Origin of the sequence: Alkaliphilus sp. B6464 (assembly GCF_018141165.1) — a bacterium.
Lineage (GTDB): Bacteria > Bacillota > Clostridia > Peptostreptococcales > Natronincolaceae > Alkaliphilus_B.
The window spans coordinates 1,461,029-1,474,366 of record NZ_CP058557.1 but is presented as its reverse complement, the minus strand read 5'-3'; the positions used below and the strand labels follow the sequence as shown (position 1 = coordinate 1,474,366).

Here is a 13,338-nt window from a genome sequence, read left to right as displayed (position 1 = left end):
CTATATCATCTTTCCAATTATGAATAAAGCAATACTTCCAAATATATATGTATAAGCTAATATCTTTGCAATTGTACTTTCCTTATTAAGCTTTCTTTTTTTTAAAAGTGGAACATCTCTTAAGAGCAAAAATAGTCCTACTAATATAAATATAACTAGCATATTAACGTTAAATAATGCCTTAATATAATATAAAATTATGTTCATAGTTAATTCTCCTTTTAATTTTCTAAACTAGGACTCAGATTCTACTACTTTATTTTTTAAGCTTTTCATCCCCATTACTATTAAAATAAGTGTTGGCACTATAAATACAAATAAAGGACCTAAATATTTAGTAGTTCCATCTAAAATCACATATATATGAGTAATATTGCTCGGAAGCATAGCAGCTAAATAAATAAGTGGTAGCTGACATACCGAGAAAAAGTTATTTTCTCTATATCCAGTCATTTGATCAAGTAATACACTATTAGCCATACAATTAGGTAAATAGGAATGGATAATATACATGCGATAGGTCTAGTTAAAGTTATTGAAAGTATTTCAAAGTATCCCTTACCAGGGAATCGGATTATAATATACCCATATATAAATGCAACTATAGCTAGAATTATTCCTCCTGATAATATTATTAACCAAGTATCTACTTCGGAGGCTTCAAGTAAAAACCTGGGTAGAGATAGAATACCGGTACCTACCATTAATAAAGTTAATATCGTAACCATCTCAAAACCTGATAGCTTCTCACTTTTATTCACTATAACACCTCCCCCCATTTATTACTTATTTAAGAGAACTTATATATCATCAAGTACATGTGTTTTGCTTTCTATATCTGAAATATTATTTAATAATCTTTACACTTTTACATTTTTATATTCATTTATAACAATAAAAAACCTAAGGAATAAGGTTTTCCTTAGGTTTTTTAAATATATTTTTCTAATATCTCAATGTCTTCTATACGATCTATATCACTGCCAACTTCGGGGTAGGGGATAATTAGTGCTCTGCCCTCTATATTAAATCTTTCTTTTATATAGATTTCAAGTTTTTCAATTGTAAGACGCTTTAAGAGCATTTGTAAAACAATCTTTGGTCCTAACGCTCTTGTCATTTTTAATGGATTTTTTCTATGCTTTATAAGGAGTCTAATATGATTCTCAACAGATTTAACTTTAAGTGGATTAACCATTATTAAATTGCCTCCAGTAAAGTCTCCTTCTTTTAAAGAAGCATATGTACGTTTAGCATCCGGATAGTTACCTTCACATATCGATCTTTCAATAATAGGATAACATAGGTCAGCATTTAAATTAAGGGACTTAATCATAAAGTCCTGTACAGCCTGAGAAGTAATTAATGGTATATCACAGGTAGATATTAGAATTTTTTCATTCTTATCAAAATAGGATATGCCTTTTATTAGATTATCTAACATATTCTTTTCTTGATTAATTATTTCATCTACCCTATTACCTATATATGGAGTTAAGAGCTCTTTATTGCCTACAACTAATATATAATCTATCATTTCTGACTGGGTTAAGGCATTAATAGTATACTCTATTAAAGGCTTCCCTTTAAAATTAATTAATGCTTTTCCTTGTCCAAAATATTCAATGTCCTGCTCCCCTTCGCCTGCTAATATAATGGCTTTCATTAGTTAACCCCCTAACCTATCAAATGCTTACCTAAAAGTTCTAACATTCAAACTATTATTTTTATTCTTCTTTATAGATTTCTAACTGCTCCATCATATGGTCAGTTAGATTTTCTATATGCTTCATTCCACATTTATAGGCCTTGTCTGGATCTCTATTACATATTGCATCTAATAAAGCCTGATGCTCGTCTACAAGTTCTTTAGCCTTATTATACCGGGAAATATAACGAACACGAAAGCGATAGATTTGTTCTCTTAAACCTTGAGAAATTTGATTCAGCTTATTGTTGCCTGTGGAACTAAAAATACGATCATGGAACTCCACATCTTTCTGGATCATTCCTTCAATATTATCTTCTTCGTAATAAGATTTAAATTCATCACAAACAGATATAAGTTCATTAATTTCATCGTCAGACATTCTTTCTGCTGCTAAAGATGCCGCTAATCCTTCCAATACCATTCTTACTTCTAATACCTCTAATACATCCTTTATTGAAACATCTGCAACATAGGCGCCCCTTCTAGGAACCATAACTACTAGACCTTCAAGTTCTAGTTTTCGTATAGCTTCCCTTACAGGTGTTCTACTAACTCCCAACTGCTCTGCCATCTGGATTTCCATCAGTCTTTTTCCAGGTTCTAGCTTACCATCTAATATTGATTGTCTTAAATATTCAAAAACGATTTCCCTTAAAGGCTTGTAATTTTCTATATGTAGCTTTTCTAAATTATCCAATTTTTTTACCTCCATTATAGGTTTGAACCATATATGTTTGTTTATAAAATAAGGATAGATGTTCATATGCGGATTTTGCTTTTTCATAATTTTTATATATACCAAAAACTGTAGGACCACTTCCAGACATCATCGCCCCTAAGGCGTTATATTCCATCATTTTTCTTTTAATCTCAGTAATAATATTATATTTTGTTTCTGTTACAGTTTCTAATATATTACCCATATTACCTGATAGGGCATAAATATTACCCTCTTTAATAGCATCAACTAATTGAGTTGTATTAGGTCTATCTGTTATTTTAGACAAATCTAACTGTCCGTATACTTCCCCAGTGGATACAGAAATGGGAGGTTTAGCTAATACTATCCAAGTATTTTTAATATTAGAATCTATAGGAGTCAGCTTATCTCCTATACCTTTTGCTAAGGCAGTTCCTCCTAGAATACAAAATGGAACATCTGCTCCAATGGTTACCCCTATATCCATAAGCTCTTTTGTGGAAAGTCTTAGATCCCATAGATGATTAAGGCCTTTTAAAACTGCGGCTGCATTAGAGCTCCCGCCTGCTAGCCCAGCTGCTACTGGAATTTGCTTATCTATATAGATATCTACACCCTTAGAAATAGATAATACTCTTCGGAGCCTATCCGCTGCTTTATATGCAATATTCGAAACATTTTTAGGAATATATTCACAGTTGGTGAAGATTTTTATTTCTTTATCATCTCTTTCTCTAATACATATATTGTCATATAAATTTATTTGCTGCATAATCATTTCTACTTCATGGTAACCATCAGGTCTTCTACCTATCACATCTAATGATAGGTTAATCTTTGCCCTAGATCTCAAATTTATCTGTTTCATTGTTTTCTCTCCTCAACCAACATTATATCTGGTAAATCATCTATTATTATATATTAATAGGGGCTTTTTCTGCAATACTTAACAAAAGTATAAAAGGACTGTCAATAGGACAGCCCTTTTTACTATAGCTTAAAGTTGTGAACTTTTTCAATAATAATATGATCTCCAGCCTTAACAGCTACTGGATTCTCAATTTGATTTGTTTCCATAATCCTTTGTACAGTCGTATGATATCTTTTAGCAACCTTCCACAGAGTGTCCTCAGGTTGCATAAAATATATAGTTAAACTCGGTCTTGACGTTATATTAACATCTTCTTCTAATTCATCAATATTTGCAATTACATCTATAACTTTTTTACAATATGCTTCACAGGTAGCTCCTACATTTATCTTCAGCTCAACCTGTTCTCCATTTATAACATTATAGTTTGTTTCTTCTATAAATAATTCAACTTCAGCTTCCATATCTTCTTGTAGACCTTCAAGATCAACATAATGTTTAAATGGAACTTCCTGGATAAAGCTATATAAAGGTTGTATTCCTTCTATTGCCTTATACATAATTGTAGCTTCTAATATTCCTTCTATCATAGTTTTATCTACTACAAGACTATAATCTGTTAAAATTGGTTTAACATTAACAGAAAATACTTCATTAATAGGAGGATGGCCATGAGGTATATCTAAGGTTTCTCTCAAAAGTACATGTGCTCTATTCATACCAATATTTTCATTTAATTCAATTTGTTTTTTGTTGATTTTAAGCGCTTTACTTGGTGAATATGTATCAACTAATATCTCCCTACTTTGAGTGTCCATAACCTTAGCCTCTACTTTTATTACCCCTTCAATTTCTACTATCTTTCTCTCACCGCGAATATTCTCTTTAATATCATAGTAAAGTTCGTCAACAGAAAGTTTTAATTTATATTTCATATCGCTAAAGGCATCCGTAATTTCTACAAAGTGAGTAAATGGAATCTCTCTTTTAATCATCTTTAATGGATTTTCATCATCTTCGTCAACATATAGTAAATCGATATTTACTATACCACCTACAATTACTTTTCCATCGGTAATTTTGGTTTCCCTCTCTAATACTGTAGCGTCCCATTTTAAAATTTCTTTAATCTCATATTCATCTTCATCTATTTCGAAGTTATCTTTTACTAATGTTTCTGATTTGTTGACTCCTACAATATCAGTGTATTGGAATGTTTCCTTTAACACCTGAATATCCTCTAGGCCTGCAAGATCCTTAGTAATTTCCATAGTCTTTTCTTCAATACCTTTACCGATTAAGTTAATTACAGCCTTTACCCCAATTTTCCTATCGTTGTTTATATGAAAGTCAATATGTTCAACTTCTGCTACTACTTCACCCTTCATTTTAGAATTAATACCTTCCATTTCAAGGCTTTGCTTAAATTCTGTGCTACTATCTATGCTGTAAAGAGGTTGTTCTCCTTTTTCAGAAACATATAAAATCTTAAAATATGTAGTCCCTTCTACAGCAATTCTGTTATCCATTACCTCTTGCTTAGTTAATTGCACTTTACCATCGGCAGATAAAACTCTTGTAATATCAGGCTTTGTATCAGGTACTAGAATATCTCCTTCTACAATCGTCTGAGCAATATTTTCACCTACTACTTGATCCAGTTTAAATAAATCTCTTATTAGTTCAACAGACATATGTTTGCCTCCTCCCGAAATCTTTTAAAATCCTTACTATACTATATTTTGTTGTGTACAAAATATGTTAAAAAGTTTATTACTATTTTAGTTAGTCCAATAAAATTTCTCTTTTACATATATATGTTGTTAAATAAAAAAAAGAAGTGAAAATGCCGGATTTTCACTTCTTTTTTGCTATTCTATTTAAAGGAATTAACCTTAATCTCAATAATATTATAGATTTAAACGGATACTTAATAACTAAGCCAATAGCTTTATAACAATATTTGGAATTAACATAGCTACAAACAGACCATAAATAACATCAAACCATAATACAGATGCAATAGTGCATAGATAAATAAGTCCAACAATAGGTGTAGCTAATATTCTAATCCACATTGGTGTTTCTTCTTTTTTAATTCCACTCCAAATATTTTTAGCATCTTGAATACTGGGAAAAGAGTGCATTGCTATAGAAATACCTAGCCATATAAAAAAATAATCTATTGTATGACCATCACCAAACCTAATTACTGGTATAGCTCCTGGAAGAGCTATCAAAGCACCTAGTGTAGTATTAATTAAAAATGGTCCTATTCCTATTAATAACTGTTTAATAGGCTCTGTAGGAACCTCATGTGTTACATATCCGGCTGGATTTTTTAGGCTAAAATAACAAACATCTAATACTGCAACCCTTGTAATTCTACAAAACAACTGATGTGCAAGTTCGTGAACAATTACACCTGGAAAGGTTGCTATAGAAACCAAAAAACCTGGTATTATATACATTAATTCTACCTCCTCTCATATTTATAAGTATAAATACAATTCAACATTTTTCCTATATTATCTACTATCTTAGTTTGATAAGCCCCGAAATAACATCTTCTAACCATTCTATTTCCCTATCACTGTACTCATTTTGCTGATTCCTAAGTAAATCCATTGTTTTATTTCTTTCTTCTTCCATACCATTATAATGATATACTAAAGCAAGATTTGATATAAAATATGGTTCCTGCGGACTAATCTCATGAGCCTTTTTTGCAAAGTCCAATGCTGCTTTATCTTCATATCTTTTAAGTTCAATTCTACTTAATCCAACATAAGCACGTGGATCTTCAATATTATGTTCTAAAACTTTGTTGCAATATTCAATGCCTCGATCGAACTCGCCTCTTTCCCTATAAAGCGCAGAAAGAAATAAATAGCCATCATAAAATGTGGGATCAATACTAAGTATTTTATTCATGTACTCTTCTGATTCATCATATCTTTCTTGATCATAATAAATATTAGCTAAATAATAAATGGCAAAAACATCATCTGGATTTTTATTGACCCAATTTTCTAATTCATTAAAAAACTCTTGGGTTCCTAAATCATATTGATCTAATACGTTTACTAACTCCTCACTTGGATAAAAATTTCTAGATATTTTATCCATAATTTCATTAACTTCCTCAACTAAATCCTGTTCGTCAAGATCCCTACCAGCAATTATATCAATAGTATTAATGACTTCTTCAATTTTATTATTATGATAGTAGGTAACCGCCAATTTAGCTAATATTAATGTGGAATCTGGATACTGTTCTAATGCCTTTTCATACTCCTCCATAGCTGTTTTGTATTTATGGGCTGTTTCTGCCTTTTTCCCTCTTTCATAGGCAATACCACTGATTAATGTTTGAGGAAATCTCATTATACCAGCAATAAATGTAGATATTAATATTATAATAAATCCCTTAACCCACAGAGGTATGGGTCTCCTAACAAATTCTTCTCTACACTCTCTACATAGTGCTAGATTATATCCTTCCTCAACATTGGGACTATTACAGTTTTTACATACTCCATCATCGACATAATCCTGCTCCATTACTTCTTCCGACACATTTTTAGCCTCCTTCCATAGATAATATAACTTTAAAATAAAAAAAGCTTTGTACAAAAGCGCACAAAGCTAAGGATAATCCTTATATAATTGTATTATCCTTTTCGGCAACCTGGCTACCATAGTAAAATATACTTTAGGCCCAAGGCTTTGCGTCATTATCTTTCGATAATTTTGCCCTTTTCATATACTCATTATATTTTTCTGTTTAACAGGTATATAATTATACATTTCTCTACAAAATCCTTTATTATTATATCGACAAAAAGTGCCACTATTCGACAATGGCACTTTCAATCAATTTTAATTTTTCCTTTCTTCTCATCTGCTTTATTTCATACTCCCTCTTCTGGGCAGATATTTTATCATCATACTCTTCAAAATATACAAGTTTTACAGGAAGCCTAGCCCTCGTATATTTTCCACCATTCCCACCTCCATGGGTTTTAACTCTCTTCTCTAAATTATTAGTCCATCCAGTATATAGACTTTTATCAGCACATTCTAATATGTATACGTAGTTCATCTTAATCACCATATATATTTTATTTTTTTTTATAGTAGCCTACTTTAATAAATTTAAAATAGTATCATAAACCATCTTCGGAAGCACATTAAAGGAATAATCTCTTTCTACTCTCTCTGTAAACTTATGAGCATCTTTGCCAAAAGGCCCTATATTTACTACAGGAAGGTTAAGTTCTTGCATTTCTTTAAGTGGAAGATTATACTTTACGCCAAAACCTGGCATATTTTCTTTTAAAACTCCGATGATAGAATTTTCTTTTGGTGCAGCGGCATAGCTTAAATCTGATATATAAGGATAGAATTTTTTTCTAACTATATTAAATTTGTTGTCAGCCGCTTCAATAGCATCATCAACAGCTCTTAGAAGGATTTTCTCTTTAACTTCATTACCTTCTACATAAATGTGAGGGTAATATGGTGGTGAGAAGTAAGCTATAACTACAGGTTCTTTGTCAGACCACATTTTATGTACTTGCTCTACAAGTTTTAACGCAAAAACCCTTTCATCAATTTTATCGTTATCAAGTAGCTCTCTACTTAATTTCTCAAGCATTAAATTAAGTTCCTCACCTTTTTCAGCCCTAACTTTTTCAACTAGCTCTTCATAAGTAATAACTCTTGCTTTCCAAGGTAACTCCGCATAAGGATAACTACTCATTTTACAATAACTCTTATATTGATTATTTAACTCATCTATGGTATTTTGAAAAGCTTTAAAAGCTCCTACTAGCATTCTGTTCATTACTTCATCAGGAGTAGATATATGGGTAGCATAGTTAAAGTAAAGATATGAAGTCTTTGCAATTTGTACTGAGTATTCTGTTTTTAAGTCTTGTTGTCTCAAAGTAATTGGTGGAAGAGACACTTCCCCTTCAGCCACATCACAGTACTCCATATTTAAGTTAAATTCCTTAGTTATGCTAGAAGATATTTGATTAGGGTCTAATCCTTTATAGGGCTCTCCTACATGGGTTTCTTTACCTACTATAAAGAAACTAGGCATCAGTTTACCAACAGTACCTATGTATACATATCTATTTTCATCACCAACATATCTAGGAGCACTATAATCAGTGTCTATAACTGCTAAGTATTCATAGCCTTCAGACTCCTTAAGTCTAACTAACTCAGGTACTACAGATAGCATTCCCCCAGAGTTACCTTCTTCATCACATACAGCAGCAAATACAACATTTCCCTCTAGGTTATCTACATTTTTAGCTAGTTCTTCCATTATTGTCATAATAATTGCTACTCCGCATTTCATATCAAAAATTCCTCTACCAAAGATATAATCTCCAGTGTCCAAATCAATTTTGGCTTCTTCAGGAATGATTACTTCTTTTAATTTTTCAATTAATTCTAAAGGTTTAGTAGCATACTCTTTTAAATCACCATAATCAGTTATACCAACAGTGTCTGTATGTCCAATTAAAATAACGGTCTTATTGGAATTTCCCTTTTTTCCTTTAATAGTAGCTAAAGTAGATTTTCTGCCAATCTCATCGTTTATAACATCTACGTATTTTAAGCTTTCAGGATTATTCTTAAAATAATCCATTTCACCAAAGAATTCATAGATTCTTTCAACTACATTATTTTCTTCTTTAGTACCTACAACACTAAGGATACTTGTAAGCTCTATAGCCAGCTCTTCAGCTCTTTTACCAATGTCCATTATAATACCCCCTTAATATGTATTGTTTTACTCTAAATCTTTAAACCACCAATTCTAAAGCTTTTCACGCACAAGAGGCATAGACATACATCTTGGACCACCCCGTCCTCTTACTAGTTCAGATCCTTCAATCTCTATAACCTCGATTCCATTATTTCTTAAATATTCATTTGATATCTCATTGCGATTATATGTAATAATCACTCCAGGTGCAACAGCTAGGGTGTTAGTAGCATCGTTCCATTGCTCCCTAGCCGCTGTAATGGCATCTCCTCTACCAGTTTTAATTAGTTTTATAGCTGGAAGTCCTAAAGCTGACTTCAAACCGTTTTCCAATGTATCTATAGGTGTAATCTTTGGCATATTCCTACCTTTGGTTAACTCATATACACTAACCTTATCCTCTATTCCAGGATAAATTGTAAACTTATCATAATCAACCATTGTAAATACCGTATCTAGATGCATATATGCTCTGGTAAATGGAATTTTAATAGCTAGCACCTTTTCTACGTTACTATTTTCAAAAAGTCTTTGGGCTAAAATTTCTATACCCTTAGCTGAAGTCCTCTCACTGCAGCCAATTGCTACTACTTTATCACTTAATACTAAAATATCTCCTCCCTCTATACTGTGTTTGTCGTTATAATCGTACCATTGAGGAGTATTTCTCCCATCAAATAATGGGTTGTATTTATAAATATATTGTAAAAACATAGTTTCTCTATTTCTAGCACTCATTTCCATTCTATTAATGGATAGACCTTGACCAATAACAGTTCCTGGATCTCTGGTGAAATATAGATTTGGTGTAGGATTTATATAAAAAGGATATTCTTCTTTAATATAATCTAATAAACAAGGTTCACGTTTAATCTCTGGTAAATCATCTTTATGTAGTCCTGATATAGATATCTCCACAGTTTCTTCTGGTGTTTTTGTTAATAAATATTCTATAATGCTTTTTTCTAATAGTTCATTATCAATATTACATATCTTTACTAAATCTTCAACAAATGATTTATGTGTAGCTTTATCCTTTAAAACTTCCTCTAATAATTCTTCGTAATAGTATACATCAGTTCCTCTATCAATCATTACCTTTGCAAAGCCATCATGCTCCTGCCTCATTCTATTAAGCCATGGTATATCATCGAATAGAAGTTCTTGTAAATATTGAGGTGTTAATCTCTCTAATTCTCGACCTGGTCTATGAAGAAGTACTGCCTTTAATTTGCCTATTTCCGATGTAATATTTAAAAAGCCACCATTTAGCATAGTTTTTTCCGCCTCCGTTTAAACTTTTATGAATTGTCTTTTTATTCTAATAATAGTATATCCATTTTTTATGCATAATTCAATATTAGTATTTATAAGGTTTATAGAGTTTTTATACATTTAATGTATAAAAGTTTAACCTTGTATAATGCCATATCATTTCCTATTAAAAATAAAGACCACCCATGAGGGTGGCGTTTATATTAACTAACTTTAATACTCTTGTTGTCACTACACACGGTGATTTCAACTGTCTCTGTAAGAATATCAGAATAACTGTAGGAAACTCTTCTAACATTGTCATCAAACTTTCCATCAATTCTTACGATAAAGATATTAGGATATGTGTTCTCTAAGATTCCTTCTCGAACAGTAGTTTTCTTTCTTCCTTTATTAGCCTTAAGAACAATTTTTTGTCCAACATATCCTTCAATGTTCTTTCTAATCTCTTGTAATTGATTTCTTCCATCAAGTGGAGTTTTGATTGCCAAGTAATCACCTTCTTTCGCAACTTTGACAATTATATCATAACATATTTGATAACTATTGTCAAATAGTTAACCATATATTATAAATGCAAATGGATTGTTTGTCAAATAGCATATATTTGTTTTTTAAATATTTATTATACATAAAATAAGAGAATTGTTAATTCTCTTATCTTATTTCATCTAAACATATCTATAAAAATTAACAAATCCCTTTGCGATGGATTTAGCAGCTCTCTTTCTAAAGTTATCATCCATTAACATCTTTTCTTCTACAAAATTAGAAATGTAGGCTACTTCCACATGGATAGAACTAACAATTACTTCCCTTAATAGAAAAAAGTCAGCTGGCTTTATACCTTTATCCAGGGTCTCAATCTCCTCTGTCAATGCAGTCATTATTTCTCTTGCAAGTTCTTTAGCAACTGTATCTCCTCGGAAATAATAAATTTCTGTTCCAGATTTGGAAGGATGATTAAAATAATTTTGATGAATGCTAATAAAGAAATGAGGTGCAGTATTATTAGCCATTTGAGCTCTATCATTTAAATGTACAACAATATCTTCTCGTCTAGTTAAATAAACCTCTGCGCCTAAACTTTGAAGTTCCTTTTCTAAGTGTAAAGCAATAGATAAGTTAACATCTTTTTCTCTTAATCCTTGGCTTCCAACATGATCATCACTATCTTCACCACCATGGGCAGGATCAATCACTACTAGTTTCCCTTTTAAGGGCATATTTATACATGGATTTTGTATTTTTTTAATTTCAATCCCTGTATAATAATATTTTAAAATTTCTTCTGCAGAACTACCCTCACAGGCCATATTATTTGCACCATACTGACAAAGACCTAAACCATCGCCCTTACCTATCGTAAAAAAGCGCATTATTTGTGGTCTCCATCCAAATCTAGTTGAATTTATATTCAAAATATCCATTACTTCTTTTCCTTTAAACTCTTTACCACCAATTTTTATTTTTGTTACTCTATTTTGCTCATCTCTAAGAACATCATCAATAATATTATCGATGGTAGTATCCTTCAAAACCTCATCATTAGTTAGCTTTACTCCTAACTTGTTTTCTACCTCTTCTATAGGAATATCCTTGTAGTTTAAAGAATACGGGCTGTTTTGACAATGATTGCAAAGTACTTTTCTTAAATACTGAACAACATTGCCCTCAACATTTTCACTATTTTCTGTAGATCCTCCACATACTAGATGAGCCCTCGCATCAATCGGCTTATTATTAAATAGTAAAACAGATCCCTTAGTCTCCATTACAGCTGTTTCTATCTTTTTAACATAATCTTCGTAATCTCTCCCCCATATTTCTTTATACTGCTCTAGTGGTATAGCTCCTACAAAATTCTCCATTAAAATATCTGCTTCCTTCTGCTGATTTACACCACATCCTCCATAGGCTCTCATCTGTCTAACTAACTTAGTTCTCATAATAATGCTTTGACACTTTAACGCCTCTATATGAAAGTTTAGTGGAATACTCCATGCCACTAACTGTTTCACCAGTTCCTCCAGTTCATTCATCACTATTTTGTCAGATTTTTTATCATATATATTTATATAAACTTCTCTACTTTCATCATACAAATTTAACCCTCCTAGTCTTTCGCAATATGCTTTTTATTTACATCAACTTCCCCCACTCTATAACTACTTGTATATAGTAATTTTAAAAGCCATAGGCTAAGTATAGGGTTATTGTAATATATAATATGAGAAAGCTGTTTTCATTGTGCATAACTACTGTTTTTGTAGCATATAATGTATGATATTTTTATTTTTATCTTGCCAGAATTTAACTTTTTATATTATAATGATATTAATGGCAATATTTTAACCAATTATTTCGAGTTGCAAAATTTTCATTTCAGAATGATATAATATAAATATATTACTGTTTTAAAGAACAGGAGGAATTAAAATGAAGTGCCCTATATGCGGTAATGAGAATACTGGAAAACTAAGTAAGTCTAGATATTTTTGTAGCAATTGTTTTGTAGAAATTTTCTACTCTAGAAAGGATCAGCTTCAACTTTTTAGAATATTAGAAGACGGGTCAGCACATCCTATTTGTGTTAGCTAAAAATATCAATAAAGATTTATTACGTTAAAAAGCCGAATTGATAATTTACCAATTCGACTTTTTTATTTACACATATGGTGATTTTTAAAGTTTGTACAAACTTCACACCTTTAAAAACTTACTAGTGACAACCTCCACCATCGTCGCTTTCTAAGGAAATCATAAAGCCTTTTCTAAACATCTTAGTGCCGTAATCCACCTTAACAGCTCCAAAACGCTTATCAATATTTTTATCAACTACAAATTTCACACCATTTACATCTGTTACTACATCTGTTTCTGTTGCCTCTTCCAGAGACAATGAAAAACTAGGGCCCGCTCAGCCCATAGATGCTACATATATTCTTACACCCGTATCCTTTGCATTTTGCTTTAATATTTCTTCTCTAGCA

16 protein-coding genes and 1 riboswitch are annotated in these 13,338 nt (G+C 31.4%); of the genes, 1 reads left to right on the top strand and 15 read right to left on the bottom strand.

Annotation, left to right across the window (positions count from 1 at the left end):
* The 14 genes from HYG84_RS07100 to HYG84_RS07035 all read right to left on the bottom strand — a co-directional run bounded on the left by HYG84_RS07100 (window position 1) and on the right by HYG84_RS07035 (window position 12,450).
* A complete protein-coding gene (locus HYG84_RS07100) occupies window positions 1-207 on the bottom strand; it encodes a CLC_0170 family protein (protein ID WP_212381621.1) in 207 nt (68 codons plus the stop codon).
* Window positions 208-234: 27 nt separating this feature from the next.
* The gene (locus tag HYG84_RS07095) at window positions 235-453 is read right to left on the bottom strand and encodes a hypothetical protein (protein ID WP_212381619.1); all 219 of its coding nucleotides are present in this window, start codon (window positions 451-453) and stop codon (window positions 235-237) included.
* Window positions 450-761, bottom strand: coding sequence for a GerAB/ArcD/ProY family transporter (locus tag HYG84_RS07090; protein WP_212381617.1), 312 nt, complete (start codon window positions 759-761; stop codon window positions 450-452). Before HYG84_RS07090 ends, HYG84_RS07095 begins: the two co-directional genes overlap by 4 nt.
* Window positions 762-931: 170 nt before the next feature.
* On the bottom strand, window positions 932-1,666 hold the full coding sequence (locus tag HYG84_RS07085) for a nucleotidyltransferase family protein (RefSeq protein WP_212381615.1): 735 nt from the start codon (window positions 1,664-1,666) through the stop codon (window positions 932-934).
* Window positions 1,667-1,727: 61 nt separating this feature from the next.
* Window positions 1,728-2,408 (bottom strand): GntR family transcriptional regulator, encoded by a 681-nt coding sequence (locus HYG84_RS07080; RefSeq protein ID WP_212381614.1) that lies wholly within the window; start codon window positions 2,406-2,408, stop codon window positions 1,728-1,730.
* Complete coding sequence (gene ispE / locus HYG84_RS07075; protein WP_212381611.1) at window positions 2,401-3,279, bottom strand: 4-(cytidine 5'-diphospho)-2-C-methyl-D-erythritol kinase; 879 nt, start codon at window positions 3,277-3,279, stop codon at window positions 2,401-2,403. The genes HYG84_RS07080 and ispE overlap by 8 nt, the downstream gene beginning before the upstream one ends.
* Window positions 3,280-3,401: 122 nt before the next feature.
* Window positions 3,402-4,976 (bottom strand): DUF3794 and LysM peptidoglycan-binding domain-containing protein, encoded by a 1,575-nt coding sequence (locus tag HYG84_RS07070; protein WP_212381610.1) that lies wholly within the window; start codon window positions 4,974-4,976, stop codon window positions 3,402-3,404.
* Window positions 4,977-5,219: 243 nt separating this feature from the next.
* A complete protein-coding gene (locus tag HYG84_RS07065) occupies window positions 5,220-5,753 on the bottom strand; it encodes a metalloprotease family protein (protein WP_212381608.1) in 534 nt (177 codons plus the stop codon).
* A gap of 64 nt (window positions 5,754-5,817) precedes the next feature.
* Window positions 5,818-6,861, bottom strand: a complete 1,044-nt coding sequence (locus HYG84_RS07060) for a tetratricopeptide repeat protein (RefSeq protein ID WP_212381606.1) — start codon at window positions 6,859-6,861, stop codon at window positions 5,818-5,820.
* A gap of 103 nt (window positions 6,862-6,964) precedes the next feature.
* Window positions 6,965-7,050, bottom strand: a riboswitch (cyclic di-GMP riboswitch).
* Window positions 7,051-7,135: 85 nt separating this feature from the next.
* Complete coding sequence (locus HYG84_RS07055) at window positions 7,136-7,387, bottom strand: GIY-YIG nuclease family protein (protein ID WP_212381604.1); 252 nt, start codon at window positions 7,385-7,387, stop codon at window positions 7,136-7,138.
* 39 nt (window positions 7,388-7,426) lie between these two features.
* A complete protein-coding gene (locus HYG84_RS07050) occupies window positions 7,427-9,067 on the bottom strand; it encodes a M20/M25/M40 family metallo-hydrolase (RefSeq protein WP_212381602.1) in 1,641 nt (546 codons plus the stop codon).
* Between the two features lie 54 nt (window positions 9,068-9,121).
* Window positions 9,122-10,345 (bottom strand): arginine deiminase, encoded by a 1,224-nt coding sequence (gene arcA, locus HYG84_RS07045; protein WP_212381600.1) that lies wholly within the window; start codon window positions 10,343-10,345, stop codon window positions 9,122-9,124.
* 203 nt (window positions 10,346-10,548) lie between these two features.
* The gene (locus HYG84_RS07040) at window positions 10,549-10,836 is read right to left on the bottom strand and encodes a Veg family protein (protein ID WP_212381598.1); all 288 of its coding nucleotides are present in this window, start codon (window positions 10,834-10,836) and stop codon (window positions 10,549-10,551) included.
* A gap of 180 nt (window positions 10,837-11,016) precedes the next feature.
* Window positions 11,017-12,450: an N-acetylmuramoyl-L-alanine amidase gene (locus tag HYG84_RS07035; RefSeq protein ID WP_212381596.1), complete on the bottom strand. Its 1,434-nt coding sequence runs from the start codon at window positions 12,448-12,450 to the stop codon at window positions 11,017-11,019.
* A 334-nt stretch (window positions 12,451-12,784) separates the two neighbouring features.
* On the opposite strand from HYG84_RS07035, the gene HYG84_RS07030 reads away from it, so the two are divergent.
* Window positions 12,785-12,946 carry a hypothetical protein gene (locus tag HYG84_RS07030; RefSeq protein ID WP_212381595.1) on the top strand — a complete coding sequence of 54 codons (162 nt, stop codon included), beginning with the start codon at window positions 12,785-12,787 and terminating at the stop codon, window positions 12,944-12,946.
* 121 nt (window positions 12,947-13,067) lie between these two features.
* Here HYG84_RS07030 and HYG84_RS07025 read toward each other — a convergent pair whose 3' ends face one another.
* Window positions 13,068-13,247 (bottom strand): hypothetical protein, encoded by a 180-nt coding sequence (locus tag HYG84_RS07025; RefSeq protein ID WP_212381593.1) that lies wholly within the window; start codon window positions 13,245-13,247, stop codon window positions 13,068-13,070.
* Window positions 13,248-13,338 lie beyond the last annotated feature (91 nt).